We start from the raw sequence: 26,177 nt of genomic DNA on the forward strand, positions 1-26,177 counted from the left end.
GCCTAACATAAGAAAAATTTATCAATACTAAATAATACTTACTTTTCATAAGGATAGGTGCGTTGCAGTGCACAATACCTCTTTGATGGAGTGCCGCGCGCCTGCGCGGGGCCTCCTGGCAGCAAAGGAATGACAATATGGAAACGCAAGATACGGCGCAAGATAGCTCGCAAGACAGCGGCAAAGACGGCGCCACGGCGCGCAAGCCGCCATCCAAGCTGGCGCGCAAGCTGAAATTCGGCCTGGGACTGACTCTGGGCCTGGGCTTGTCCGCAGCCCTGGCGGGCGGCTGGTGGCTGCGCCAGGCGTGGCAGGATTTGCCCGCCGTCGAGCACCTGGCCCAGTACAAGCCCGCGCTGCCGCTGCGCATTTTCTCCAGCGAAGGCGAGCTGCTGGCCGAATACGGCGAAGAGCGCCGCGAATTTCTGCCCTTGAAGGAGATCCCCCTGCGCATGCGCCAGGCCTTGCTGGCCATCGAGGATGCGCGCTTCTACGAACACGGCGCCGTCGATTTCTATGGCCTCACGCGCGCGACGCTCGCCAATGTCGTCACCGGCCACCACGCGCAGGGCGCCAGCACCATCACCATGCAGGTGGCGCGCGACTTCTTCCTGTCGCGCGAAAAGACCGTGCAGCGCAAGCTGACGGAGATGCTGCTCGCCTACAAGCTGGAACAGCACTACGGCAAGGACAAGCTGCTGGAGCTGTACATGAACCAGATTTACCTGGGCGAGCGCTCCTACGGCTTTTCCGCCGCCTCGAACATTTATTTCGACAAGCCGCTGGCCGACGTCAGCATCGCCGAAGCAGCCATGCTGGCCGGCTTGCCGAAGGCTCCATCGGCCTACAACCCTGTCGCCAATCCGCAGCGCGCGACCGTGCGCCAGCACTACATCCTGCAGCGCATGCGCGAACTCGGTTACATCACGCCAGCCGAATACGATGCGGCGGTGGCGGAAAAACTGGCCCTGAACAAGGACCGCAACAGCCCCGTGCACGCGGCCGCGTATGCGGTCGAGGAAGCGCGCCAATTGATCCTGCAAAGCTATCCCGAGGGTGCCTACAGCATGGGCCTGGACGTGACGACGACCATCCGCATGGCGCCACAGCGGGCGGCCGACAAGTCGCTGCGCGATGGTTTATTGAATGCGCAGGCACGGCGGGGCTACCGTGGCCCGGAAGCGCGCCTGGCCGCCTCCGAAGACAGCGTGGCGCGCCAGTTGGCCGCCTATCCGGACAGCGGCGAATTGCGCGCCGCGCTGGTGCGCAAGGTGGAGACGAGCGGCACGCGCCAGGTCAAGGCGCAGCTGCGCAATGGCGACGAGATCGTGCTGACGGCATCGGACGCGCGCCTGGGCGGCAAGCTGCAGTGGGATGGCAAGCGCGCCATCGTCGAGGGCAGCGTGATCCGCGTGGTGTACGACGCGGCAAAAAACCGCTGGCTGGTGAGCCAGTTGCCCGAGATGGAAGGCGCGCTCATTTCCGTCGAGGCGCACAGCGGCGAAATCGTCGCCATGGCGGGCGGCTTCGATTTCTACCGCAACCACTACAACCACGCCATGCAAGCCTACCGCCAGCCCGGTTCCAGCTTCAAGCCCTTCGTGTATTCGGCGGCGCTGGAAAAGGGATATTTCCCCGGTACGGCCGTGGACGATACGCAGCGCCTGCTGCTGCCGCAGGAAACGGGCGCGCAGCCCTGGCGTCCGCGCAATTACGGCAATAACTATGAAGGCTTCATCAGCGTGCGGCGGGGCCTCGTGCGCTCGAAAAACCTGGTGGCCGTCAGCCTGATGCAGGCGGCCGGTCCAGACTATGTGCAGCACTACGCCACGCGCTTCGGTTTCGAGAGCGCGCGCAATCCCGTTTCCTTGCCGCTGGCGCTAGGCGCGGGCGCCGTCACGCCGCTGCAGCTGGCGCAATCGTATGCCGTGTTTGCCAATGGCGGCGTGCAGATGCCGCCGAAATTGATCAAGGAAGTGCGCAGCCGCAGCGGAGAAGTGCTGTTCAGCGATGCGGCGCCACGCGCGAAAGGCGAACCGGCACCGGGCAGGCAAGTCATCTCCACGCGCAATGCCTACGTCATGGACAGCATGCTGCGCGACGTCGTCAAGAGCGGCACGGGCCGCGGCGCGCTGGCGCTGGGGCGCGGCGACGCGGCCGGCAAGACGGGCACCTCGAACAACGCCTACGACGCCTGGTTCGCCGGCTATTCCTCGGGCCTCGTCTCCGTCGTCTGGCTCGGCTACGACCAGCCTAAGAGCCTGGGCAATGCCACCGGCGGCACCCTGGCGCTGCCCGTCTGGCGCGATTACATGCAGGTGGCCGTGCAGGGCCGCCGCGAGCAGGTGCTGGCCGAACCGGCAGGTCTGTCCCTGCTCGACGGTGACTACGTGTATGCCGAATACCTGGCCGGCGACTGCCTGAAGGATAACTTTGCCTTTATCCACAGCAGCGTCAGCTGCGGCAGCCTGGGGGCGGATACACGCATGGCGCACGGCGATGCTGGCAACGGCGGCTCCAGCACGGGCACGAACGAGGCGCGCGCCCTGAGCGAAGCGCGCGAACGCGAACAAATTCTCAAATCATTTTCGGAAGAGTAAGAGCATGCTGTTATATACGATTTACCTGGTGGCGATTGTCGCCGAAGCGATGTCCGGCGCCATCATGGGCATGCGGCGCGGCATGGATTTGTTCGGCATCTGCATGATCGGCACCGTCACGGCGCTCGGCGGCGGCACGGTGCGCGACGTGCTGCTGGGGCACTATCCGCTGGGCTGGATCGCGCATCCCGAGTACCTGCTGTTTACCATCGGCGCGGCCGTCGTTACGGCCTTTGTCGCGCGCTACCTGCACCATCTGCGCGCCGTCTTCCTGCTGGTCGATGGCTTGGGCCTGGTGGCGTTTTGCGTGATCGGCTGCGACATCGCCATGTCGGCCAAGATGCATCCGGCCATCGTCGTGCTGGCGGGGATGATCACGGGCGTTTTCGGCGGCCTGCTGCGCGATATCTTGTGCAACCAGATTCCCCTCGTGCTGCAGCGTGAAGTGTATGCCACCGTGGCCCTGTTTACGGGCAGCCTGTATGTCGGTCTGCTGTACTTCAAGGTCGACAGCTCGGTGGCGCAGCTGGCATCCATCGGCGCCGGTTTCCTGTTCCGCTTCCTGGCGTTGCACTTCGAGTGGCGCCTGCCGAATTTCAATGGCGACCGGATTCGCGGATTTGAATAGGGCGCTAGCCTCCTGAATATTTTTACGCGCATTTAACCCCTTTTTCTCCGCCGCTGCGTTTCATGTTGGACACCCCAGCCAACCGGAGAAGAAGCGATGTCCAACGCCCTCAAGATCACATTGATACTGTCCCTGCTGCTGTCGGCGGGCTGCCACGCCGCCGGCATGGCGCCGCGCAAGACCCTGGCGCCGTTTGCCAGCGAGCAGGCCTTGAGCAGCTACCTGCAGCAGTTGCAGGCGCGCCAGGCGGCACAGCAAAGGGAACAGCAGAAACTGCAGGGCGCCACGGCGCAGTACATGGCGGTACCAGCGCCGGCTCCTCCCGCGCCGATGGCGGCGAAAGCCGCGCCGGCAGCGTCGGCAGAAGCGGCGGAATCCGTCACCAATGTGCAGACGGCGGGCGTGGACGAAGGCGGCATCGTCAAGCTGCATGGCAAGCACCTGGTGATGCTCCGGCGCGGCAAGCTGTTCACCGTGCAGGTGGGTGGCAAGGCCCTGCAGCCCGTCGCCTCGCTCGACGCGTTCGTGCCGGGCAGCGACCCTTCCGGCAGCTGGTATGACGAGATGCTGATCGACGGCGACACGGTGGTGGTGATCGGCTACAGCTACAGCCGGGGCGGCACGGAGATCGGCCTGTTCGACATCGATGGGGACGGCAAGCTGGCCTACCGCGCCACCTACCACTTGCGCTCCAACGATTATTACTCGTCGCGCAATTACGCGAGCCGCTTGATCGGCAGCAAGCTGGTGTTTTACTCGCCCTTGTCGCTGAACTTGCGCCGTGGCGACCCGTTCGGCGGCTTTCCCGCGCTGCGACGCTGGCGTCCCGACGCCGTACCATCGGACTTCAAACGCATCGCCCCAGCCACGCGCATCTACCGCACCGACGAAGAACCCGAGATGGGCGCCGGCCTGACCCTGCACACGGTCACCGTGTGCGACCTGGCGCAGCGCGACATGCGCTGTGAAGCGACCGCCGTGATGGGACCGCAGGGCCGCGTATTTTATGTGTCGGGCGAATCCGTCTTTGTGTGGACGACGCGCCGGGGCAGCGATTCTGGCCTGTTCCGCATCCCCCTCGATGGCAGCGCACCCAGCGCACTGAAGGTGGCCGGCGCACCCGTCGACCAGTTCTCGTTCCTGGAAAGCGCGGATGGCCACCTGAACGTCCTGCTGCGCGCCGAAGGCCAGGGCGACGCCATGTGGGATGGCACGCGTGGCCGGGGTGACATGGCGCTGCTGCGCGTGCCATTGGCGTCGTTTTCCGATGGCCGCGACAGTGCGCCCGCCAGCAGCTACAAGGCGCTGCCCGGTGGTGGCGGCTACGGGCTGCAAAACCGCTATGTGGGACCGTATCTGTTGTACGGCAATCCGGGCAATCCCGGACGCCGCAAGGCCGACCAGGCCTGGCCGCGCCAGCCCCTGTATGCCGTGCGCTGGGCCGATGGGGGCAGCGTGCAAGCCCTGTCCCTGCCGCACGGCGTGGAACGCATCGAAGCGCTGGGCGATGACGCCGTGGTGATCGGCGCGCAGGGACGGGATCTGCATTTCAGCAGCATCCGCCTGGGGGCGCAGGCGGCGATTGCCGCGCGCTATATCCGCGCCGATGCGGCGCAGGGCGAATCGCGCAGCCACGGCTTTTTCTACAAGCCGCAAGCGGCGGGGGAGGGCATGATCGGCCTGCCCATCCTGGGCGCGGACGAGCGGCCAGGCTTGAACAAGTCATCGGCTTCCGTGCTATACCTGCGCAACAGCGGCTTGCAATTGACGGAACTGGGCGCGCTGGCGGCCCGGCCCGGTCAGCCCCCGGACGACGGCTGCCGCGCGTCCTGCGTGGACTGGTATGGCAATGCGCGTCCCCTGTTCCTGCAGGGGCGGGTTTTCGCCCTGCTCGGCTATGAATTGGTGGAAGGAGCGCTCAAGGAAGGACAGATCCGCGAAGTGCGCCGCATCAGCTATGCGCCCATTGCGTCCACTTTACGCTGAAGGAGCAGGGAAATTGCCGCTGCCGCGCAGTTCGGCTACACTGTTTCGCATGCCCGACACCCTCATTACCGCGACGGATGAAGACCTGATGCTGCGCTATAGCGCCGGCGACCTGCCGTCGTTTCGCGAATTGTACCGGCGCCATAGCCAGGGACTGTACCGCTTCGTGGCCTGGCGCGCGCCGCGCCGCGCGTGGGTGGACGAGATCGTGCAGGATGCGTGGGCCAGCCTGCATGCGGCGCGCGCCGGCTACCAGCCGCAGGCCGCGTTTCGCACCTATCTGTACCAGATCGCGCGCAACCGCCTGATCGACCTGCTGCGCCAGCGGGAAGGACAGGAACACGACGACGTGGGCGAACTGGCGGACGAGGGGGCATCGCCGCCGCAATCGCTGGAGCAGAAACAGCAGCACGCGTTGCTGCATGCGGCCATCGCGGCGCTGCCGGCCGAACAAAAGGAAGCGCTGGTGCTGCAGCAGTTCAGCGGCATGAGCATCCTCGAGATCGCCGTGGTGACGGGGGCGGAAGCGGAAACCGTCAAGAGCCGGCTGCGCTACGCCATGCAGAAATTGCGCGCGGGCTTGGACAGCGCCGCTGGCGCGGGAGGATAGGCATGAATACGCACAATCAAGATAACGACGAACGGCACGACGAGGAATTGAACGCGCTGCTGGCCAGCCTGCCGCAGCCCGCGCCTTCCAGCGCGCTCGATGCGGCCATTCTGGCGGACGCGGAAAAAGCCTTGCAGCAGTCGGCGGCCGCGAACGACAGCGCCGATGGCGTGCTGCGCACCTCGCCCGCCAAGCAAGCACCGGACTACCTGCAGCGCTGGCGCGTTCCGCTGGGACTGGCCGCGGCCGTGCTGTTGACGGTGAACCTGATCGGAGTGGACTGGTTCGGCTCGAAGCCGGCGCAATTTCCCGTGGTCGGGGAGCCGGTCACGCAGGAGGTGATGCCTGCCGCGGCGCCGGTGCCGCAGGCTGTCGTCTCCAGTGCACCCGTGCAGGCACCGGCGTCAGCGCCGCGCGCCATGGCAGCAGCCAAGTCAGCGCCGACGGCTGAACTGGCAGCATCGCCGCCACCGCCGCCACCCACGGACATGCATCAGGCGATGGAGCCGCAAGCTGCCATGCAGGCCGAGGCCAGCATGCAGCGCGCGCTTGCCAAGCCCGCGCCCGTCGCGGCCCGTTCCGCGCCGATGCCGCCGCCCGCAAAGCTCGACGCTTCCGTGTGGTTGGTGAAGATCGACGCCCTTTTGAAGGCCGGCGAAGGCGTATTGGCGCACGAGGAGTGGACGGCGTTCCAGCAGGCGTATCCCGACTATCCGGTAGCCGAGGAGCTGCGGCAGCGGCTGGAAACGAAGTAAAAAACGCTAGACGATTCCCTTTCGGCGTTCCCACACGGCGCTGCCCACGAAAATGGCGGCGCATACCCACATCACGGCCGGCAGGGCATTCACGCCCACCGATTGCATCAGGACGCCCGTCAGCAGCGGTCCGCCGCCGCTGGTCACGCCCCAGGTGGCGTTGACGATGGCGCTGGCGCTGGTCAGCGACAGGCCCGTAAAACGCTCGCCGCACGCCACCAGCGCCAGCATGTAGATGCCGCCCGCCGCCGCGCCCAGCAACAGCAGCAAGGTCCACCACAGCCACGGCGTGCCGACGGCGAACGGCAGCAGCGGCAGCAGCAGGCATACGGCCACGCCGCAGCCCGCGTGGACCCTGGCGCGGCCGAAGCGGTCGGCCATCCATCCGAGTGCGAATTGCAGGCCCGTGTCGCCCACCAGCACCACGGTGGCAGACAGCAGGGCCAGGTCCGTGCCGATGCCGTGCTCCATCGCGTACAGGGGCAGCAAGCTCAATGCCAGCGTGTCGAACAGGGCGAAGAAGGCGGCGCCCAGCACGATCATCGGCATGCGCGGCAGGATCAGGGTCCACTTCACGCCATGTTCTTCCGGTTCGCGTTCCGGGCCGCTGTTCGAGATCAGCATCAATCCCGGCACGGCCAGCAAAAACAGCAGGCCGCAGGCGGCGAAGCTCCAGCTGATCTTGTCGTTGAACAGGGCCACGAGGGCGGGGCCGATCAGCTGGAAGAAGGTAAAACTGGTGGTGTACATGGCCACCACGCGTCCCCGCGAATTGTCGGGCGCCAGGCGGTTCACCCACGCTTCGCCGATGGTAAACAGCACGCCCATGGCGCCGCCGAACAGGAAGCGCAACACGCTCCACGCCAGCAGGTGGTCGGTGAACTGCATGGCGATCGTCGCCAGCGATGCCACCCACACGGCGCCCAGCATGGTGGCGCGCGCGCCGAAGCGTCCCACCCAGCGCGAGACGAACGGCGAGGCGGCCAGGATGCCGAGGGCGCTGACGGCCGTGATCATGCCGATGATGTCCGTGCCCACGCCGCGCTGGTGCAGTGTCAGCGCGGTGAGCGGCATGGTGGCGCCCAGGCCCAGGCCCACCACGCCGATGCTCACCACGAGGGCGAAGAAGTCGCGCCACGGCATGTGCTTCATGGTTGCTCCCATAGGGTGGAATAGGTATTTGGAAAGGCTGGAAAACGGTGTGGATGCATGGGAAAGTAAGAAGACTTTGCCGGTGGCGCTGGTATTTGGCGCCGGACGGGCATATGATGATTTTAACAAAGACAATATTGCAAAGCCGTAGTGTAGGCGATGTGTGCCGCCGCTGGCCACGGCCATCGGTGTGGTCGCCCCTGCCGGCTCTGCTGTACAGTGAAGCGAGCGGCAGCGCCGTCATGGGCTGTCATTGGATCGTCACGCCAGCGAGGTAGCACTCTATGCGCCGTCCCATCGTTCTTGTCCCCGCCTGCCAGCGCCAGCTTGGCAGCCACATCTGGCACATGGCGCAGGACAAATACCTGCACGCCGTGCTGCGCGGCGCCGGCTGCATGCCGCTGCTGCTGCCCGCCCTGGGTGCGGATGCGGACCTGGAAGCGGCGCTGCACATCGCCGACGGCGTCATGCTGACCGGTTCCGCCTCGAACGTCGACGCGCGCCTGTATGGCGAAGACATCCTGCATCCCGACCTGCCGCAAGATCCAGCGCGCGACGCCACCACCTTGCCCCTGATTCGCGCCGCGCTGGCGCGCCAGCTGCCCCTGCTGGCCATCTGCCGCGGCTTCCAGGAAGTCAACGTGGCCCTTGGCGGCAGCCTGCACCAGGCCGTGCACGTCGTGCCGGGCATGCAGGACCACAGGGAGAATGTGCTCGATCCCCTGGCGCGCCAGTACATGCCCGCGCACCGCATCAAGCTGATGCCCGAAGGCCTGCTGTCACGCCTGCTGGGCGGCGAGAGCGAGATGATGGTCAATTCCTTGCATGGCCAGGGCGTCGCCCGGCTGGCCGATGGCTTGCTGGTGGAAGCACTGGCCGACGACGGCCTGGTGGAAGCGTATAGCGTGGCCAGTGCCGCCGGTTTTACGCTGGCCGTGCAATGGCACCCGGAATGGCAGGTGGAAGACAACCCGCAGTCGATGCGGCTATTCGGCGCCTTTGGCCAGGCGTGCCGCGATTTCCAGGAACAGCAGCACAGGAATAAAGAATGACAGGCGCGCCGCACCGGCACCATGCGGCGCTTAATCAGGAAAAGCGCAAGACCAACGAGAGGGAAACATGGCAATACGCGAAAATTTCACCTATACGGATATGGATTTGTGGCTCAATGAAAAGCGCGTCACGGAAATCGAATGCCTGGTGCCCGATTTGACGGGCGTGGCGCGGGGGAAGATCCTGCCGCGCGGGAAATTTACCCAGGAGCGCGGCATGCGCATCCCGGAAGCGGTACTGGGCATGACGGTGACGGGCAATTACCCGGTCGATGATGGCGGCTATGACCGTGCCATTTCCAGCACCGACCGCGACATGATCTTGAAGGCCGATCCCACCACCATCACCATGGTACCGTGGGCCACGGATCCCACCGCGCAAGTCATCCACGACTGCTATTTTGCCGACGGCATGCTGGTCGATTTCGCGCCGCGCTCCGTGCTGCGCCGCGTGCTGAAGCTGTATGCGGACAAGGGCTGGAAACCCGTGGTGGCGCCGGAACTGGAGTTCTACCTGACGGCGAAAAACACGGACCCGGACCTGCCCTTGAAGCCGCCCATCGGGCGCAGCGGGCGGGCCGAGACGAGCCGCCAGGTGTACAGCATCGACGCTGTCAACGAGTTCGATCCCCTGTTCGAGGATATCTACGATTACTGCGAATTGATGAACCTCGACGTCGATACCCTGATCCACGAGATCGGCGCAGGGCAGATGGAAATCAACTTCCTGCACGGCGATCCGCTGGGCCTGGCCGACAAGGTGTTTTTCTTCAAGCGCACCTTGCGCGAAGCTGCCCTGAAACACGATATGTACGCCACCTTCATGGCCAAGCCCATGGCGGGCGAACCGGGTTCCGCCATGCACGTGCACCAGAGCGTTGTCGATGCGAAGACTGGCCTGAACATTTTCAGCAACGAGGACGGTTCGGCTGCGCCCATCTTCAAGCATTACATCGCGGGCCTGCAGCGCTACATGCCATCGGCCATGGCCATCGTCGCGCCCTACGTGAATTCCTACCGCCGCATCGTGCGCCACACGGCCGCGCCCATCAACATCCAGTGGGGCCTGGATAACCGCACGGTGGGCTTCCGCGTGCCCGAATCGGGCGTGCAGGACCGGCGCGTGGAAAACCGCATCATCGGCGCCGACGCGAATCCCTACCTGGCGCTGGCCGTGACCCTGGCCTGCGGCTACCTGGGCATGACGGAACAGCTGGAAGCGACGCCGATGATGGTGGGCAGCGCGTATGACCTGAAATTCGAACTGCCGCAAGGCTTGCCGGAAGCGTTGCAGCTGCTGCGCGCGGAAGACAAGCTGCGCACGGTACTGGGCGAGCGCTTCATCGACGTGTATGCGGCCATCAAGGACCTCGAGCATCAGGAATTCATGACCGTCATCAGTCCGTGGGAGCGCGAACATCTGCTGCTGCACGTATAGGAAAGGATCGCAATGAGCACAACACACAATCCGCTGGCGCCCAGCGCCGCCCTGGTCGCCTCCGTGGCGCAGAAAAACGCGGCGCCGCAGGTGTACGACACGGCCGCCATCCAGCAGATGGACTCGGCCCACTACCTGCACCCGTTCACCGATTTCCAGGACCTCGCCAGCAAGGGGGCGCGCGTGATCGTGCGCGGCGACGGTGTCTACCTGTGGGATAGCCAGGGCAAGAAAATCGTCGATGGCATGTCGGGCCTGTGGTGCGTCAACGTGGGCTACGGCCGCACGTCGATCTCGCAAGCCGTGTACCGGCAAATGGAGACGCTGCCCTTCTATAACAGCTTCTTCGGCACGACCAATGTGCCGGCCGCGCAGCTGGCGGCCAAGCTGGCGCAGATATCGCCGCCGCAGTTCGGCCACGTGTTCTTCACCAGCTCCGGCTCCGAGGGCAACGACACGAATTTGCGCATGGTGCGCCGCTACTGGGATATCCTCGGTTGCATGGAGCGCCACACTATCATCAGCCGCCATAACGCGTATCACGGCAGCACGGTGGCGGGAGCGTCGCTGGGCGGCATGGATGGCATGCATGCGCAGGGCGGTATGCCGATACCCGGCATCGCGCATATTGGCCAGCCCAATTACCTGGAGTCGGGCCACAGCTTGAGTCCCGAGGAATTCGGTATCAAGGCAGCCGGTTGGCTGGAAGACAAAATCCTGGAAATCGGCGCGGACAAGGTAGCTGCCTTCATCGGTGAGCCGGTGCAGGGCGCCGGTGGCGTCATCATCCCGCCATCGACCTACTGGCCCGAGATCCAGCGCATCTGCGACAAGTACGGCATCCTCCTGATCGCCGATGAAGTCATCTGCGGATTCGGCCGGCTGGGGCGCTGGTTCGGTTCCGAACTGTTCGGCATCAGGCCGGACCTGATCACGTTTGCCAAGGGCGTCACCTCGGGCTACGTGCCGCTGGGCGGCGTGCTGGTGGGGGACAGGGTGGCCAAGGTGCTGATCGAGCAGGGCGGCGAATTCACGCACGGTTTCACGTATTCAGGCCACCCCGTGGCCTGCGCTGCCGCGCTGGAAAACATCCGCATCATCGAGGAGGAGCAACTGGTGGCGAAGGTGGCCGAGGATACGGGGCCGTACCTGAAACAGTGCTTCGCCAGCCTGGGCGAACACCCGCTGGTTGGCTATGCGGACAGCTGCGGCCTCGTCGCGGGCCTGAACCTGGTGCGTAAAAAGGGCGCCACCGTGCACGACAACGAGCTGTTCGACGAGGGCCAGGGCGTGGGCATGATCTGCCGCGGCCACATGTTCGACAACGGCGTCATCATGCGCGCCGTGGGCGAGCGCATGATCGTCGCGCCGCCGCTGGTCATGACGCGTGCGCAGATCGACGAAATGGTGGGCTTGATACGGGTATGCCTGGACAAGACCCATGCGGACGTGCAGGCGAAGGGCTGGGTGTAGGTTTTTGCCCCATTTTGCCGCCATCTGCGCATTTTTTGGACCGCAATGGCGGCAGTTCCGCTAAACTTCCATCCTGGCCGCTCTTTGTAGCGGCCAGTTTTTCATTTTGACACCCTCTTACCCAGAAGCTACCCACAATGACGATAGCAACACCAGCCGCGTCGGCCAGCGACGCCCCAGCGCCTTTTTTGCTGATTGATCAACTGGTCAAGGAATTCGATGGCGTGCGCGCCGTCAATGACATTTCCGTGACGATCAACAAGGGCGAGATCTTCGCCCTGCTGGGCAGTTCAGGTTGCGGCAAGTCGACCCTGCTGCGCATGCTGGCCGGTTTCGAGACGCCGACGTCGGGCCGCATCGCCCTGGCGGGCAGCAGCATCGTCGATGTGCCGCCGCACCAGCGCCCCATCAACATGATGTTCCAATCGTATGCGCTGTTCCCTCATTTGTCCGTGTGGGACAACATCGCCTTCGGCCTGCGCCGCGACGGCTTGCCGAAAGCGGAAGTGACGGCGCGCGTCGAGCAGATGCTGGCGCTGGTGCAGCTGGGCCAGTACGCGAAGCGCAAGCCGCACCAGCTGTCTGGCGGCCAGCAGCAGCGCGTGGCGCTGGCGCGCAGCCTGGCCAAGCGGCCGCAATTGCTGCTGCTCGACGAGCCGTTGGGCGCGCTGGATAAAAAACTGCGCGAACGCACGCAGATGGAACTGGTGAACATCATCGAGCAGGTGGGCGTCACCTGCGTGATGGTCACGCACGACCAGGACGAGGCCATGAGCATGGCCACGCGCATCGCCGTCATGAGCGAAGGGCGCATCCTGCAGGTGGGTGCGCCAGGTGAAATCTATGAAACGCCGAACTGCCGTTTCGTGGCCGACTTTATCGGCAGCGTGAACCTGTTCGATGGCCGCATCACGGAAGACGAACCCGATCACGTGATCATCGATACGCCCGACGGCCGCCAGTATGTCGCGCATGGCATCACGGGCAACCTGGGCATGGATGTCTCGGTGGCCGTGCGCCCCGAAAAAATCGGCATCCAGATCGATCCTCCCGCCCTGGAGGAGCGCGCGTCGCCGGCGGAACATGGCTACAACTGTGCCCAGGGCGTGATCGTCGCCATGGCGTATTTTGGCAATGAAACCAGTTACCACGTGCGCCTCGACAGCGGCACGGTGGTGAAAGTCTCGCGCACCAACGCGGCCCGCCACGATGTCTCGCGCCTCGAGCGCGAGCAGCGCGTGTGGGTATGGTGGGATGGCGCCGACATCGTCGTGCTGACCAGCTGAGGCCATCATGACGCCTATTTTGCAATTGCTGCGCAATCTCGTCACCCTGCGCTGGATAACGGGGAAAAATGCGGGCCGCAACGTCGTCATCGCCGTGCCGTCGCTGTTCCTGGCCGCCGCCTTTCTGGTGCCTTTCCTGATCGTGCTGCGTATCAGCCTGTCCGACATGGACACGGCGGGCAGCCCGTTCGGCGGCTTGCTGTCGTATGTCGACGGCATCGTCGTGCTGAAGGTGAAAATCGCCAACTACCTGTTCATCGCCGCCGATGAACTGTATCTGCTTACCTACCTCAGCTCCATCAAGTACGCGGCCATCACCACCGCCATCTGCCTGTGCATAGGCTACCCGTTCGCCTACTTCATGGCGCGCGCCAAACCGTCGATCCGCCCCGTGCTGATGATGCTGGTGATGCTGCCGTTCTGGACCTCGTTCCTGCTGCGCGTGTATGCGTGGAAGGGCATCCTGGCCAATCACGGCTTGCTCAACGACCTGCTGATCGCGCTGGGCGTGGTGAGCGAACCGCTGCACATGATGAATACCTCGTTCTCGCTGGTGGTCGGCATGGTGTACGCCTACCTGCCCTTCATGATCCTGCCTCTGTACGCCAACCTGGTCAAAATGGACATGCGCTACCTGGAAGCAGCGGCCGACCTGGGCGCCACGCCATTGCAGGCGTTCTGGCGCATCACGGTGCCCCTGTCGAAGTCGGGCATCATCGCCGGCGCCATGCTGGTGTTCATTCCGTCCGTGGGCGAATACGTGATTCCCGAGCTGCTGGGCGGCCCGGAAACCCTGATGATCGGCCGCGTGCTGTGGGATGAATACTTCACCAATAACGACTGGGCAATGGCTTCGTCGGTAACTGTGCTGGTGATCCTGCTGATCCTCGTGCCGATGGCCATTTTTAACAAATACAAGACAGACCAGGACGCGGAGGAGCGCACATGAACGGACGTAATTTCCTGCAGCGCTGGTTCGGGCGCGGCTGGCTCTCGCTGGGCTATCTGTTCCTGTACCTTCCCATCATCGTGCTGATCGTCTTTTCGTTCAACAGCTCGCGCCAGGACATGGTGTGGAGCGGCTTCTCGCTGCGCTGGTACCAGGAGCTGATGAGCGACACGGAAATCATCGCGGGTTTCGGTTTGTCCTTGAAGATCGCCTTCATGTCGGCGACATCTTCCGTCATCCTCGGCACGTTCGCCGCCTTCGCCTTGACCAGCTATCAGCGCTTCCGTGGCCGCACCGTGTTTTCCGCCATGGTCAGCGCGCCGCTGGTGATGCCGGAAGTGATCATCGGCTTATCCCTGCTGCTGATGCTGGTGTCCATGCAAAAGGTCTTCGGTTTCCCCGAGCGGGGCGTGCTGACCATCTGGCTGGGCCACACCCTGCTGGGCATGGCGTATGCTGCCGTGGTGGTGCAGTCGCGCCTGCAGGAAATGAGCAAGTCGCTGGCCGAGGCGGCCATGGACCTGGGCTGCCGCGCGCACCAGGTGTTCTTCCTCGTGACCCTGCCGAACATCACGCAAGCCCTGGCATCGGCCTGGCTGCTAACGTTTACCCTGTCGCTCGATGACGTGGTGCTGTCGGCCTTTTTGTCCGGCCCCGGTTCGACGACGATGCCGCTGGTGATCTTCTCGCGCGCGCGCCTGGGGCTCGATCCGCGCGTCAACGCCATCGCCGCGTTGACCATCCTCGTCGTGACGCTCGCCGTGATCGCGTATGCCGTGATGCTGGCGCGCGCCGACCGCAGACGCCGCAAGCAATTGTCTGCGGCGTATTCGGCGGACTAGGAGTAAGCTGGCGTTTTCATCTTGCAGGAGACGACCATGACGGAAAACACCAGCTGGCACGCACGTGCCGCAGAGATCAAGATCGATGGCCGCGCCGTCATCAATGGCGAGCGGGTCGCGGCTAGGTCCGGCCAGACCTTCGACAATCTGTCGCCCATCGATGGGCGCTCGCTGGGGCAGGTGGCCCGCTGCGATGGCGCGGACGTGGATGCGGCCGTGCAGGCCGCCCGTGCCGCCTTTGACGACCGCCGCTGGGCAGGAAAATCGCCCGCGCAGCGCAAGCGCGTGCTGATCAAGTTCGCCGACCTGGTGCAGAAATACGGTCCCGAACTGGCCCTGCTGGAAACCCTGGACATGGGGAAACCGATCAAATACAGCCAGAGCGTGGACGTGGGCGCCACGGCCAACTGCCTGCGCTGGTATGGCGAGGCGATCGACAAGGTCTACGATGAAATCGCCCCCACCCCTGCCAACAGCCTGGCCCTGATCACGCGTGAACCGGTGGGTGTCGTCGCCGCCATCGTGCCGTGGAATTACCCGATGATCATGGCCGCCTGGAAGATCGCGCCGGCCCTCGCCGCCGGCAACAGCGTGATCTTGAAACCATCCGAAAAATCGCCGCTGACGGCCCTGCGCCTGGCCGACATCGCGCTGGAAGCGGGCGTGCCTGTGGGAGTGTTCAACGTGCTGCCCGGCTACGGCCACGAGGCGGGCGCCGCGCTGGCCCTGCACATGGATGTCGATTGCATCGGCTTTACGGGTTCCACTCGCACGGGCAAGCTGATCGTGCAGATGGCGGGCCAGTCGAATCTGAAACGGGCGTGGACGGAATTGGGCGGCAAGTCCGCCAACATCGTTTGCGCCGATTGCCCGGACCTGGACAAGGCCGTGGCGGCGGCCGTCGGTTCCATCTTTTTCAACCAGGGCGAAAGCTGCAATGCGCCCTCGCGTTTGTTCGTGGAAGAATCGATCAAGGACGAATTCCTGGCCAAGGCATTGGCTATGCTGCCCCGCTTTCAGCCGGGCGACCCGCTCGACGAAGCCACCGTCATGGGGGCCATCGTCGACGCCACGCAGATGAAGACCGTGATGGACTATATCGATTCCGGCAAGCAGGAAGGGGCGCAGCTGCTGGGCGGCGGCGAGGCCGTGCTTCTTGATACGGGTGGCTATTACGTGCAACCCACCATCTTCGGCGTGGACGCCGGCATGACGATCGCGCGCGAAGAGATATTCGGGCCCGTCTTGTCCGTGCTGGGCTTTACGGATATTGCCGAGGCGGTGAAACAGGCCAACGCCACGCCGTACGGCTTGCAGGCGGCCGTGTGGACATCCGACATCACCAAGGCCATCCAGACGGCGCGCGCCCTGCGCGCGGGCACCGTGCACGTCAATCAGTACGATGGCGACGACATCACCGTGCCGTTCGGCGGCTACAAGCAGTCAGGCAACGGGCGCGACAAATCGCTGCACGCGCTGGACAAGTACACGGAGTTGAAGACGACGTGGATACAGGTGGGGTAAAGCGAAGCGCTGTCGGCCTGGCGCGCAGCGCGCAGGCCGACAGGCGGAATGACATCAGAAGCAGTGTTCCAGCGCCGGGAAGCTGCCATCCTTGACGGCTTTCACGTAACCGATGACGGCGTCGTCGATGCTGGCCGCGCCTTCCATGAAGTTGCGCACGAAGCGCGCCTTGCGGCCTGGGAAGACGCCCAGCATGTCGTGCATGACGAGCACCTGGCCCGAGCAATCGGGACCGGCGCCGATGCCGATCGTCGGAATCGTCAGCATCTCGGTCACTTCCTTGCCCAGCTGCGACGGCATCGCTTCCATCAGCACGATGGCGGCGCCCGCGTTTTGCAGCGTCAGCGCGTCGTTCTTCAGCTCCGTGGCGCTTTCTGTGCTCTTGCCTTGCACTTTATAGCCGCCCAGCTGGTGCACGAATTGCGGCGTCAGGCCGATGTGGGCGCAGATGGGGATGCCGCGCTCGGTGAGGAAGCGGACGATCTCGGCCAGCCAGGCGCCGCCTTCGATCTTGATCATGTGTGCGCCAGCCTGCATCAGGATGACGGCGTTGGCATAGGCTGTCTCGGGCGTGCCATAGGCGCCGAACGGCAGGTCGGCAACGATCATGGCCGACTTGCTGCCACGCGCCACGGAAGCCGTGTGATAGGCCAGTTCGGCCACGGTGACGGGCAGGGTGGAGTTGTGGCCGTTGCAGACCATGCCGAGCGAATCGCCGATCAGCAGGATTTCCACGCCGCAGCGGTCCATCAGCGACGCGAAGCTGGCGTCATAGCAGGTCAGCATGGTGATCTTCTCGCCGGCGGCGCGCAGCGTGGCCAGCGTATGGATGGTCACGGCCTTGTTGGCGACAGGCTTGGATGGCGCCGGCGCCGGTGTGGCGGCCTTGTCTTTGGCGGCCAGATCTGTTCCTTGCAAATAAGCGGACATAGGTATTCTCTAGAGTGAAAGGGGGTGATGCGATTGCGACGCCGCTAGTGTAGTACTTTATGCGGCGAGCTGCAGGAGCGGCATTGTAGAGGATGGGAGCGAGATGGGGCAGAGCCGGGGTCAGAGCTGGCTGATGGCCTGGTCGGCCACGCTTGCCAGGTAGTCCTGCGCCGGGCCCAGGCCGGGCACGACGATGGCCGGCGCCAGGGCCAGCAGCGGCACCAGCACGAAGGCGCGTTCGGTGATGCGCGGATGCGGCACCGTCAGGGTGGCGCTGGCGATCCGTGCATCGCCATACAGCAGCAGGTCCAAGTCCAGGGTGCGTGGAGCGTTGCGGTAGGGCCGTTCGCGCCCGTGCGCCGCTTCGATGGCGTGCAGGGCTTGCAGCAGTTCCTCTGCCGGCACGGTGGTGCTGATGCGCGCCACGGCATTGATGTAGTCGTCGCCGCTCGAATCGATGGGCGCCGTGCGGTAGCTGGCCGAGGCGTCCAGCAAGCTGGCGCCGGGCAGGCGCGCCAGGCGCGCCAGCGCATCCTGCACGTTGGCGCGCGCGTCGCCCAGGTTCGCCCCGATGCCGATGTAAGCGATAACTTCCGTTGCTGTCTGCATGGCTGCGTTTACTCGCCGCTGGTGCTGCCGCTGGTCGAGCCGCCCGTGCCCGTCTTGCTGCGCGTGCTGCGGCGTGGCGGACGCTTCTTCTTGACGGCGCCCGGCGCGGCATTGGCGCTGACGAGCAGCGCTTCGCGCGTTTCCTCGTCGCCTTCGTAGAAGGCCGTCCACCATTCGCCGATGTCCATGTCGATCTCGCCCGAGGCGCAGCGCAGCAGCAGGAAGTCGTAGCCGGCGCGGAAGCGCAGGTGCTCGAGCAGCTTGTATGGCGCCTTGCCGACCCGGCGCTCGAAGCGCGGCTGCATCGACCAGATGTCGCGCATGTCGGAACCGATCTTGCGCTGCAAGGCCAGTTTTTCCGTTTGCGAATCGAGCACGTCGTCGGCCGCCAGGTGCAGCGCGGGGATGGTTGACTCGCCGGCGGCGCGGTAGGCCGTCCATTTTTCCAGCACCTGGTGCCACAGCAGCGAGGCAAACAGGAAGCCCGGAGAGACGGTCTTGCCGGCGGCGATGCGGGCGTCCGTGGCGTCCAGCGCCAGGGTGACGAATTTCGCGCCCAGCGGCTGCTCCAGCACCACGTCGAGCAGGGGCAGCAGGCCGTGATGCAAGCCTTCCTTGCGCAGTTGCTGCAGGCAGGCCAGCGCGTGGCCGCTCATCAGCAGTTTCAGCATCTCGTCGAACACGCGCGGCGCGGGCACATTGTTGATCAGCGGCGCCATGATGGGAATCGGCGCGGCCGTGTGCGGCTCGATGGTGAATTTCAGCTTGGCGGCGAAGCGCACCACGCGCAGCATGCGCACGGGGTCTTCGCGGTAGCGCTCTTCCGGCTTGCCGATCATGCGCAAGGTCTTGGCGCGGATGTCTTCCACGCCGCCGTGGTAATCGAGCACTTCCTGCGTGGCCGGGTTGTAGTACATGGCGTTGATGGTGAAGTCGCGGCGCAGCGCGTCTTCGTGCTGCAAACCGAAGGTATTGTCGCGCAGGACGCGGCCGTGTTCATCCTTGGGCGCGGAATCGGCGCCGGCGCCGCGGAAGGTCGTCACTTCCAGCAAATCCTGGCCGAACATCACGTGCACGATCTGGAAGCGCTTGCCGATGATGAAGGCGCGGCGGAACAATCGCTTGACCTGTTCCGGCGTGGCGTTGGTGGCGATGTCGAAGTCTTTCGGTTTGACGCCCAGCAGCAGGTCGCGTACGGCGCCGCCGACGACAAAGGCCTCAAAACCCGCTTCCTGCAGGCTGCTGGTGACGCGGATGGCATTCGACGACACCAGTTTCGGGTCGATTCCGTGTTGCGCAGGACCGAGCACGATGGGTGCCGTGGTGTCGCGCGCTGCCTCTTTTTTAACGCCGAGGATCTTGCGGATGAATTTTTTAATCATTGAATAAGTGGAGTGATGGCCAGCCGTGGAGGGATGCGTGTGCGCTCAAAGCGGTATTGGGATTGGTCGCGACCGGGTGGGTCACGACCGACAGCAAGGGAATGTCGTTGTGCGAATCGCTGTAAAAATAGCTGCGCTCGAACTGCCCCAGTTCCTTGCCCATTTTTTCCAGCCAGGCATGGGTGTGGGTCAGCTTGCCCGCGCCCAGGGTCGGTGTGCCCACCAGTTTGCCAGTGACATTGCCTTTGTCGTCATACTCGGGCATGGCGGCCAAGAGGTGTTCGACGCCCAGCGCATCGGCGATGGGTTTGGTGATGAAATGGTTGGTGGCCGTGACGATGGCCAGCAGGTCGCCCGCGTCCTGGTGCTGTTTCAGCAAGGCCACGACTTCGGGGCGGATGGCCGGCATGACCACTTCGGCCATGAATTGCTTGTGCAGCGCTTCCAGGCGTTCGCGCGGAAATTGCGCCAGGGTGCCGAGCGAAAATTCCAGGTATTCCACCGGATCGAGCGTGCCGGCCTGGTATTGCGCGAAAAATTCGTCGTTGCGGCGGGTGAATTCGGCGGCGTCCACGGCACCGATGCGTACCAGGAATTCGCCCCACTCGTGATCCGAGTCGATGGGCAGCAGGGTGTGGTCGAGGTCAAACAGGGCCAGATTCATCATTCTTTCGCTTCCGCCTGCAGCAACTCGCGCAATAATGGCAAGGTGATCGGGCGTTGGGTTTCAAGGGAGTAGAGGTCGAGAGAGTCCAGCATCGTCGACAGCGAACGCATGTCGCGCCGGAAATGGGACAGCAGATAGGGTAACACGCCGGGCGACAAGGTCAAGCCGCGGGTGGTGGCCGCCTGGGTCAGGGCGGCGATTTTTTCATCGTCGGTCAAGCCGTGGATTTGATAGATCAGGCCCCAGCCCATGCGTGTGCGCAAGTCTTCGCGCACGGGCAGCACGGCCGGCGGCACGGCGCCGCTGCATACCATGAACGCCTTGTTGGCGCGGATTTCATTGAACAGGGCAAAGGCATCGATCTGCGCCAGCGGCGACAGCTTTTCGCAGTCGTCGAGCAGGTACAGGTCGACGTCGGGCGAATACACGAACTCGGACTCGATCGAGAATGGCGAAATGTAGCGCGCGCGCTCGGTGCTGGCCAGGGCCTTGAGCAGGTGGCTCTTGCCGGCGGCCAGTTCGCCCCACAGGTAGGCAAAATGTTCGCGCGAAGTGCGCGCGGCGAACTGGCGCATCAGCTGCGCCACTTCGGCATTCTGTCCCACCTCGAAGGTATCGAGGCTGTGCGCCTGGTCTGTGCCTAAATCGAGCACCAGTTGTTTCATGGCGTACGCCTTGTCCTATTTTTCATTACTGCTTGTGCATCATTGGTATTGCCAGGTTGATATGATATCCGCTTTTATTATGCATTATAGAAGGTGCTGGACAGGTAGTGGCGTCTTAGATGCTTAAAAGCGACCATCAACACGGCAGAAGCGGGTAAAGCGAGCAGTACGCCGACGAAACCAAACAGTTGCCCGAAAGCCAATAAGGCGAAGATCACGGCCAGCGGGTTCAGGCCGATGCGTTCGCCCACCAGGCGCGGCGTGAGGAAAAAGCCTTCGATGACCTGGCCGCAGCCGTAGATGACGGCCACGGCGATCACGCCGCTCCAGTCGGCGAACTGCAGCAGGGCGGCGATCAGCGCCAGCATCAGCCCCAGGCCGAAGCCCAGGTAGGGGATGAACACCAGCAAGCCCGTGATGATGCCCACAGGCAATGCCACCTCAAAACCGGCGATGGCCAGCGCGGCCGAGTAATACGTTGCCAGCACCAGCATGACGAGCAGCTGGCCGCGCAGGTATTGCGCCAGCAGGGTATCGACTTCCTGCGCCATGCCCACCGTGCGGCCGACCCAGCGGCGTGGCACGGCGGCGGCGATGCGCGCCAGCATGGGATGCCAGTCCAGCAATAGGTAGAACAGCACGACGGGAATCAGCACCACGGTGGCCAGCCAGCCCAGCACGGCCGTGCCGCCGATACGGGCCGAGGCCAGCACTGTGCTCCAGATTTCATCGCCGCTGGTGGCCATCTGCTGGCTCAGCATGCGCTTGATGCCTGTGCCATCCAGGCGCACGCGGATGCCCAGGTCGCGCAGTTTCGGCGCCAGAAACTCGTTCGCCTTGCTGAGAAACTGGGGAATCTGCGCCTGCAGCAAGGGAATTTCCTTCTGCAGCACGGGCACGACGATCAGTACCAGCGCTGTAATGGCGAGGAAAAACAACACTACGACGACCAGCACGGCCAGCGGACGGGGCAGGTAAAAGCGCTTGTAGTGCAGGCGTTGCAATCGGTCCACGCCGGGATTGAGCACGTAGGCGAGGATGGCGGCGGCCAGGAAGGGCGTCAGGATGGGTCCCAGGCTGACGAGCAGCAGCAGGAATGCCAGCCAGACCGCGATCCAAAATGCTGTTTGCTTCTGTTCGGCGGTGATGGCGAATGGCATGGAGTTTGTGCTGTTGCGTTAAAAAAAGGCAGTTAATTACGAAATGGCGGGGCAGTTTGATAAAATAGCGACTTGATCGACCGAATTCACCCGCTGGCGCCCTGCCGCACGATGTTGAAAAACATGCTTGCGCGCGCGTGCCGGCGGGTATCCGCCTTCTATTTTACCGCCTCCGCTGCCACCACACCATGAACCAGACTTCTAATGTTTCCCTTTCCTACCGTGACGCTGGCGTCGATATCGACGCAGGCGACGCTTTAGTCGAAGCAATCAAGCCGTTTGCCAAGCGCACCCTGCGCGAAGGCGTGATGGGCGGCCTGGGCGGTTTTGGCGCCATGTTTGAAATCAGCAAGAAGTACAAGGAACCGGTGCTCGTCTCGGGCACCGACGGCGTGGGTACGAAATTGCGCCTGGCGTTCGAACTGAACCGTCATGACACGGTCGGCATCGACCTGGTCGCCATGAGCGTCAACGACATCCTGGTGCAAGGCGCCGAACCGCTGTTCTTCCTCGATTACTTCGCTTGCGGCAAGCTGGACGTGGCCATCGCCACCGACGTCATCAAGGGCATCGCCCAGGGTTGCGAACAAGCGGGCTGCGCACTGATCGGCGGCGAAACGGCGGAAATGCCGAGCATGTACCCGGCCGGCGAATACGACCTGGCGGGTTTTGCCGTCGGCGCCGTGGAAAAATCGAAAATCATCGACGGCACCAAGATCGCCCCGGGCGACGTGGTGCTGGGCCTGGCCTCGTCGGGCGTGCACTCGAATGGCTATTCGCTGGTGCGCAAGATTATCGAAGTGGCAAAGCCGGACCTGGAAGGTGACTTCCACGGCCGCAAGCTGGCCGACGTGCTGATGCAGCCGACGCGCATCTACGTCAAGCCATTGCTGGCGCTGATGGACGCCATGGAAGTCAAGGGCATGGTGCACATCACCGGTGGCGGCCTGGTGGAAAACATCCCGCGCGTGCTGCAGCCTGGCCTGGTGGCGGAGCTGGACTCGAAATCGTGGACCATGCCACCGCTGTTCACGTGGCTGCAACAGCACGGCGGCGTGGCTGACGCCGAAATGCACCGCGTCTTCAACTGCGGCATCGGCATGACCGTCATCGTTTCGCAGGAAAACGCGGACGCCGCGATCGCCCAGCTGCAAGCGGCCGGCGAAACCGTCTCTCGCATCGGCACCATCCGTGCCCGCGTGGGCGACGAGCATCAAACGATTGTCATCTAAGTCTTAGTCGACATAAAAAAGGCAGGCACTCGCGAGAGGACTGCCTTTTTTTACGTTCCGATGGCGCTTACCTTGCGTGCGCCGGCTTCATGCGCCCATCCGGCTGCGAGCCGCCCCTGCCGATCATGGCCACGCTGACGGCTGAGACGAGGGAGGCGAACAGGATGTAGCCGACGATGTGCCACGGTTCACCATTGCCCGTCTTCAGCAGGTAGGTAGCGATGATGGGCGTCAGGCCGCTGGCGAAGATGCCGGAGAACTGGTAGACGAAGGAGATGCCCGTGTAGCGTACCTTGGCGTCGAACAGGTCACAGAACAGGGCCGCTTCCGGGCCGTACACGGCCGAATACAGCACGCCCAGCGGGATGATCACGGAACACCACAGCAGCAGCGGATTGTCGGCGTGGTTGAGCATGATCCAGAAGGCGGGGATGGCTGACACGCCCGTGATCAGCGAACCCCAGAAAAATACCTTGGTGCGGCCGATGCGGTCCGACAATCGGCCGAAGAACGGGATGCAGAAGCACATCACGACGGCCGACGCCATCACACCCATCAGCGCTTCCGTGCGGGCGATCTTGATGGTATTGGTCAGATAGGTGATGGAAAACACCCCGAAGATATTGAAGAACACGCCATCGATATAGCGCGCACCCATACCCTTCAAGACATTGCCCGGGTAGCGTTTCAGCAGGTCGAAAAACGGAATCTGCGTCTCCGCGTTCTTTTCCTTGACGGCCTGGAATTCCGGCGTTTCCATCACGTTCAGGCGTATCCACATGCCGATGAAGACGAGGGCGGCCGACAGGATGAAGGCCACGCGCCAGCCCCAGGACAGGAATTGCGCATCCGTCAGGCTGTACGACAGAACCGCCACCACGCCGGAAGCGAGGCACAGGCCGATGGCCAGGCCGATCTGCGGCAGGCTGGCATAGAAGCCGCGCTCCTTCTGCGGCGCATATTCATACGCCATCAGCACGGCGCCGCCCCACTCGCCGCCGAGGCCGATGCCTTGCAGCACGCGCAGGAACAGCAGCAGGCCGGGCGCCCAGTAGCCGATGTGGTCATACGTGGGCAGTACGCCGATCAGGAAGGTGGAGATTCCCATGATCATCAGGGTCATCACCAGCATGCTCTTGCGGCCGATCTTGTCGCCGAAGTGGCCGAAGATCACGCCGCCGATGGGGCGCGACAGAAAGCCCACGGCGAAGGTGCCGTAGGCCAGCATGGTCGAAACAAGCGGATCGTCGCCCGGGAAATACAGCTTGCTGAACACGATGCCGGCGACGACGCCGTATAAAAAGAAGTCGTACCACTCGATGGTGGCGCCGATCACGCTGGCCATCACGACTTTCCGTAGCTCTTTGGCTTTTTTCGGATTGTTGGGATTGTTGTCCATATCTAGTCTCCAATCGATATCGATTATGTATTTTTTGATGCTGGGCTGCTTGCCGAGTCATTGGGGGCGGGCCGGTCTGTCCGCCGTTGGCATCCTCCTTGCTGGGAATGGAACGGGTGGGTCAGGCCGCCTGCGGCAGCCGCACGGCGTCCGCCAGGATCATGTCGGCGGCTTTTTCGGCGATCATGATGGTGGGCGCGTTCGTGTTGCCCGAGACGATTTCCGGCATGATCGACGCATCGACCACGCGCAAGCCCTGCAAGCCGTGCACGCGCAGGCGGTCGTCGACGACGGCCATCGCGTCATGGCCCATCTTGCAGGTACCGCTGGGGTGGTAGATGGACTGGCTGAAGCGCCGCGCCGCATCCAGCAGTTCTTCATCCGTCTCGAATTGCGGGCCGGGCACGAACTCGGAAATGATGTGCGGCGCCAGCGATGGCGCGGCGGCGATGCGGCGCGCCACGCGCAGGGCGGCAATCGCCGTCTGCTGGTCGCGCGGGTCGGACAGGTAGTTCGGGTAGATGCCCGGATAGGCGAGCGGGTCGGCGGACTTGATCGACACGTGGCCACGGCTGTGCGGGCGCAGCTGGCACACGGACGACGTAAAGGCGGAAAACGGATGCGCGCCTTCGCCCGGCTTGTCGGCGCTCAGCGGCTGCATGTGGAACTGGATGTCGGGCCGCTCCACCTCGGGCGAGGATTTGGTAAATACCGTCACCTGGCTGGCCGCCAGGGTCAAAGGACCGGAGCGCGAAAACACATATTGCATGCCCACCCACAGCTTGCCCCACAGGCTGTTGACTTCATCGTTCAGGGTTTTCAAGCGCGTCTTGAAGACCAGGCGGATTTGCAGGTGGTCTTGCAGGTTCTGCCCCACGCCGGGCAAGTCGTGCACGAGAGGCACGCCCACGTCCGCCAGCAGGGCGCGCGGCCCTACGCCCGAGCATTGCAGGATTTGCGGCGAGCCGATGGCGCCCGCACATAAAATCACTTCGCCGCTGGCGCGCGCCTGGCGCAGCTGGCCATCCTGGCGGAATTCGATGCCGACGGCGCGCTTGCCCTCGAACAGCACGCGCGTGATCTGCGCGCGCACTTCCACGCGCAGGTTGGCGCGCTTGCGGGCCGGCCGCAAGAAGGCTTTCGCCGTGCTCCAGCGCAAGCCCTTGCTGGCCGTCTGCTGGAAGTAGCCCACGCCTTCCTGCGTGGCGCCGTTGTAATCGGCATTGAAGGGGATGCCGCTTTCCGTGGCGCCGGCAATAAAGTGTTCCGCGATGGGGCGGCGCAGGCGCAGGTCCGATACTTTCAAGGGACCGCCCACGCCGTGGTAATCGCTGGCGCCCCGTTCCTGGTCTTCCGATTTTTTAAAGTAGGGCAGTACCTCGGCATAGCTCCAGCCAGCGTTGCCCAGCTCGGCCCAGCGGTCGTAGTCCTCTTTCTGGCCCCGCACATACAGCAGACCGTTGAGCGAGCTGGAGCCGCCCAAGACCTTGCCGCGCGGCCATTGCAGCTGGCGCCCGGCGATGCCGGCGTCCGCTTCCGTGCGGTAGCACCAGTCCAGATTCGGGTCGTGCATGGTCTTGAAATAGCCGACTGGCACGTGGATCCAGGGATTGTTGTCCTTGCCGCCCGCTTCCAGCAGCAATACCTGATTGTTGCTGTCGTGCGACAGGCGGTTGGCCAGCACGCAGCCGGCGGAACCGGCGCCGACGACGATGTAATCATAGTGTGTTTGCAACATTGCTCTTGTCTCCTGCGTTGCGGTAACGCTTGCCTCGGCGGGCGTTTTTTGCGATACACTGGTCTTTATTGATTATTTTTGGAACGTCTTGTTCCATTTA

Annotated in this window: 22 protein-coding genes; 13 read left to right on the plus strand and 9 right to left on the minus strand. The window is 63.8% G+C overall.

Annotated features, from left to right (window positions below; all coding sequences use genetic code 11):
• Positions 1-137: 137 nt before the first annotated feature.
• The 5 genes from OX459_RS00425 (at position 138) to OX459_RS00445 (ending at position 6,579) form a co-directional block, all read left to right on the plus strand.
• Positions 138-2,600: a PBP1A family penicillin-binding protein gene (locus OX459_RS00425; RefSeq protein WP_289903291.1), complete on the plus strand. Its 2,463-nt coding sequence runs from the start codon at positions 138-140 to the stop codon at positions 2,598-2,600.
• Positions 2,601-2,604: 4 nt separating this feature from the next.
• The gene (locus OX459_RS00430) at positions 2,605-3,228 is read left to right on the plus strand and encodes a trimeric intracellular cation channel family protein (RefSeq protein WP_099376350.1); all 624 of its coding nucleotides are present in this window, start codon (positions 2,605-2,607) and stop codon (positions 3,226-3,228) included.
• Between the two features lie 96 nt (positions 3,229-3,324).
• Positions 3,325-5,214 carry a beta-propeller domain-containing protein gene (locus tag OX459_RS00435; protein ID WP_289903292.1) on the plus strand — a complete coding sequence of 630 codons (1,890 nt, stop codon included), beginning with the start codon at positions 3,325-3,327 and terminating at the stop codon, positions 5,212-5,214.
• Between the two features lie 49 nt (positions 5,215-5,263).
• A complete protein-coding gene (locus OX459_RS00440; RefSeq protein WP_289903293.1) occupies positions 5,264-5,824 on the plus strand; it encodes a sigma-70 family RNA polymerase sigma factor in 561 nt (186 codons plus the stop codon).
• 2 nt (positions 5,825-5,826) lie between these two features.
• A complete protein-coding gene (locus OX459_RS00445; protein WP_289903294.1) occupies positions 5,827-6,579 on the plus strand; it encodes a hypothetical protein in 753 nt (250 codons plus the stop codon).
• 6 nt (positions 6,580-6,585) lie between these two features.
• Here OX459_RS00445 and OX459_RS00450 read toward each other — a convergent pair whose 3' ends face one another.
• Positions 6,586-7,731: an MFS transporter gene (locus OX459_RS00450; RefSeq protein ID WP_099666339.1), complete on the minus strand. Its 1,146-nt coding sequence runs from the start codon at positions 7,729-7,731 to the stop codon at positions 6,586-6,588.
• Between the two features lie 284 nt (positions 7,732-8,015).
• On the opposite strand from OX459_RS00450, the gene OX459_RS00455 reads away from it, so the two are divergent.
• The 7 genes from OX459_RS00455 to OX459_RS00485 all read left to right on the plus strand — a co-directional run bounded on the left by OX459_RS00455 (position 8,016) and on the right by OX459_RS00485 (position 16,295).
• Complete coding sequence (locus tag OX459_RS00455) at positions 8,016-8,783, plus strand: gamma-glutamyl-gamma-aminobutyrate hydrolase family protein (protein WP_289903295.1); 768 nt, start codon at positions 8,016-8,018, stop codon at positions 8,781-8,783.
• 67 nt (positions 8,784-8,850) lie between these two features.
• The gene (locus OX459_RS00460; RefSeq protein WP_152284186.1) at positions 8,851-10,221 is read left to right on the plus strand and encodes a glutamine synthetase family protein; all 1,371 of its coding nucleotides are present in this window, start codon (positions 8,851-8,853) and stop codon (positions 10,219-10,221) included.
• Positions 10,222-10,233: 12 nt separating this feature from the next.
• The gene (locus tag OX459_RS00465; protein ID WP_289903296.1) at positions 10,234-11,694 is read left to right on the plus strand and encodes an aspartate aminotransferase family protein; all 1,461 of its coding nucleotides are present in this window, start codon (positions 10,234-10,236) and stop codon (positions 11,692-11,694) included.
• 137 nt (positions 11,695-11,831) lie between these two features.
• Complete coding sequence (gene potA, locus OX459_RS00470; protein ID WP_289903297.1) at positions 11,832-12,980, plus strand: polyamine ABC transporter ATP-binding protein; 1,149 nt, start codon at positions 11,832-11,834, stop codon at positions 12,978-12,980.
• Positions 12,981-12,987: 7 nt separating this feature from the next.
• Positions 12,988-13,929, plus strand: a complete 942-nt coding sequence (locus tag OX459_RS00475) for an ABC transporter permease subunit (RefSeq protein ID WP_289903298.1) — start codon at positions 12,988-12,990, stop codon at positions 13,927-13,929.
• Positions 13,926-14,771: an ABC transporter permease subunit gene (locus OX459_RS00480; RefSeq protein WP_289903299.1), complete on the plus strand. Its 846-nt coding sequence runs from the start codon at positions 13,926-13,928 to the stop codon at positions 14,769-14,771. The genes OX459_RS00475 and OX459_RS00480 overlap by 4 nt, the downstream gene beginning before the upstream one ends.
• 36 nt (positions 14,772-14,807) lie before the next feature.
• Positions 14,808-16,295: an aldehyde dehydrogenase gene (locus tag OX459_RS00485; RefSeq protein ID WP_289903300.1), complete on the plus strand. Its 1,488-nt coding sequence runs from the start codon at positions 14,808-14,810 to the stop codon at positions 16,293-16,295.
• Between the two features lie 54 nt (positions 16,296-16,349).
• Here the strand turns inward: OX459_RS00485 and panB are convergent, their stop codons facing one another.
• The 6 genes from panB to OX459_RS00515 all read right to left on the minus strand — a co-directional run bounded on the left by panB (position 16,350) and on the right by OX459_RS00515 (position 21,708).
• Complete coding sequence (panB, locus tag OX459_RS00490) at positions 16,350-17,225, minus strand: 3-methyl-2-oxobutanoate hydroxymethyltransferase (protein WP_289903301.1); 876 nt, start codon at positions 17,223-17,225, stop codon at positions 16,350-16,352.
• Between the two features lie 120 nt (positions 17,226-17,345).
• Entirely contained in the window at positions 17,346-17,834 is a 489-nt protein-coding gene (gene folK, locus OX459_RS00495) for a 2-amino-4-hydroxy-6-hydroxymethyldihydropteridine diphosphokinase (protein WP_289903302.1), read from the minus strand.
• 8 nt (positions 17,835-17,842) lie between these two features.
• A complete protein-coding gene (gene pcnB, locus OX459_RS00500; RefSeq protein WP_099666347.1) occupies positions 17,843-19,216 on the minus strand; it encodes a polynucleotide adenylyltransferase PcnB in 1,374 nt (457 codons plus the stop codon).
• A complete protein-coding gene (locus OX459_RS00505; protein WP_099668341.1) occupies positions 19,209-19,880 on the minus strand; it encodes an HAD family hydrolase in 672 nt (223 codons plus the stop codon). Before OX459_RS00505 ends, pcnB begins: the two co-directional genes overlap by 8 nt.
• Entirely contained in the window at positions 19,880-20,548 is a 669-nt protein-coding gene (gene hda, locus OX459_RS00510; protein ID WP_058048421.1) for a DnaA regulatory inactivator Hda, read from the minus strand. Before hda ends, OX459_RS00505 begins: the two co-directional genes overlap by 1 nt.
• A gap of 77 nt (positions 20,549-20,625) precedes the next feature.
• A complete protein-coding gene (locus tag OX459_RS00515; RefSeq protein WP_099666348.1) occupies positions 20,626-21,708 on the minus strand; it encodes an AI-2E family transporter in 1,083 nt (360 codons plus the stop codon).
• A gap of 188 nt (positions 21,709-21,896) precedes the next feature.
• On the opposite strand from OX459_RS00515, the gene purM reads away from it, so the two are divergent.
• Entirely contained in the window at positions 21,897-22,940 is a 1,044-nt protein-coding gene (purM, locus tag OX459_RS00520) for a phosphoribosylformylglycinamidine cyclo-ligase (protein WP_077408694.1), read from the plus strand.
• Between the two features lie 67 nt (positions 22,941-23,007).
• On the opposite strand, the gene OX459_RS00525 is transcribed toward purM, so the two are convergent.
• Both OX459_RS00525 and OX459_RS00530 read right to left on the minus strand, forming a co-directional pair.
• Positions 23,008-24,339, minus strand: a complete 1,332-nt coding sequence (locus tag OX459_RS00525; RefSeq protein ID WP_289903303.1) for an MFS transporter — start codon at positions 24,337-24,339, stop codon at positions 23,008-23,010.
• A gap of 121 nt (positions 24,340-24,460) precedes the next feature.
• Positions 24,461-26,077: a choline dehydrogenase gene (locus OX459_RS00530; protein WP_289903304.1), complete on the minus strand. Its 1,617-nt coding sequence runs from the start codon at positions 26,075-26,077 to the stop codon at positions 24,461-24,463.
• Positions 26,078-26,177: the final 100 nt, after the last annotated feature.

Source organism: Janthinobacterium sp. SUN026, from assembly GCF_030397625.1.
GTDB lineage: Bacteria > Pseudomonadota > Gammaproteobacteria > Burkholderiales > Burkholderiaceae_D > Janthinobacterium > Janthinobacterium kumbetense.

Coding starts and splice junctions, on each gene's coding strand:
- OX459_RS00465 (WP_289903296.1), top strand. CDS start 10,234: ATGAGCACAACACACAATCCGCTGGCGCCCAGCGCCGCCCTGGTCGCC.
- OX459_RS00530 (WP_289903304.1), bottom strand. CDS start 26,077: ATGTTGCAAACACACTATGATTACATCGTCGTCGGCGCCGGTTCCGCC.
- OX459_RS00425 (WP_289903291.1), top strand. CDS start 138: ATGGAAACGCAAGATACGGCGCAAGATAGCTCGCAAGACAGCGGCAAA.
- purM (WP_077408694.1), top strand. CDS start 21,897: ATGAACCAGACTTCTAATGTTTCCCTTTCCTACCGTGACGCTGGCGTC.
- OX459_RS00455 (WP_289903295.1), top strand. CDS start 8,016: ATGCGCCGTCCCATCGTTCTTGTCCCCGCCTGCCAGCGCCAGCTTGGC.
- folK (WP_289903302.1), bottom strand. CDS start 17,834: ATGCAGACAGCAACGGAAGTTATCGCTTACATCGGCATCGGGGCGAAC.
- pcnB (WP_099666347.1), bottom strand. CDS start 19,216: ATGATTAAAAAATTCATCCGCAAGATCCTCGGCGTTAAAAAAGAGGCA.
- OX459_RS00440 (WP_289903293.1), top strand. CDS start 5,264: ATGCCCGACACCCTCATTACCGCGACGGATGAAGACCTGATGCTGCGC.
- OX459_RS00450 (WP_099666339.1), bottom strand. CDS start 7,731: ATGAAGCACATGCCGTGGCGCGACTTCTTCGCCCTCGTGGTGAGCATC.
- OX459_RS00430 (WP_099376350.1), top strand. CDS start 2,605: ATGCTGTTATATACGATTTACCTGGTGGCGATTGTCGCCGAAGCGATG.
- OX459_RS00485 (WP_289903300.1), top strand. CDS start 14,808: ATGACGGAAAACACCAGCTGGCACGCACGTGCCGCAGAGATCAAGATC.
- OX459_RS00525 (WP_289903303.1), bottom strand. CDS start 24,339: ATGGACAACAATCCCAACAATCCGAAAAAAGCCAAAGAGCTACGGAAA.
- OX459_RS00475 (WP_289903298.1), top strand. CDS start 12,988: ATGACGCCTATTTTGCAATTGCTGCGCAATCTCGTCACCCTGCGCTGG.
- OX459_RS00435 (WP_289903292.1), top strand. CDS start 3,325: ATGTCCAACGCCCTCAAGATCACATTGATACTGTCCCTGCTGCTGTCG.
- OX459_RS00445 (WP_289903294.1), top strand. CDS start 5,827: ATGAATACGCACAATCAAGATAACGACGAACGGCACGACGAGGAATTG.
- hda (WP_058048421.1), bottom strand. CDS start 20,548: ATGAAACAACTGGTGCTCGATTTAGGCACAGACCAGGCGCACAGCCTC.
- OX459_RS00460 (WP_152284186.1), top strand. CDS start 8,851: ATGGCAATACGCGAAAATTTCACCTATACGGATATGGATTTGTGGCTC.
- panB (WP_289903301.1), bottom strand. CDS start 17,225: ATGTCCGCTTATTTGCAAGGAACAGATCTGGCCGCCAAAGACAAGGCC.
- OX459_RS00480 (WP_289903299.1), top strand. CDS start 13,926: ATGAACGGACGTAATTTCCTGCAGCGCTGGTTCGGGCGCGGCTGGCTC.
- OX459_RS00505 (WP_099668341.1), bottom strand. CDS start 19,880: ATGAATCTGGCCCTGTTTGACCTCGACCACACCCTGCTGCCCATCGAC.
- potA (WP_289903297.1), top strand. CDS start 11,832: ATGACGATAGCAACACCAGCCGCGTCGGCCAGCGACGCCCCAGCGCCT.
- OX459_RS00515 (WP_099666348.1), bottom strand. CDS start 21,708: ATGCCATTCGCCATCACCGCCGAACAGAAGCAAACAGCATTTTGGATC.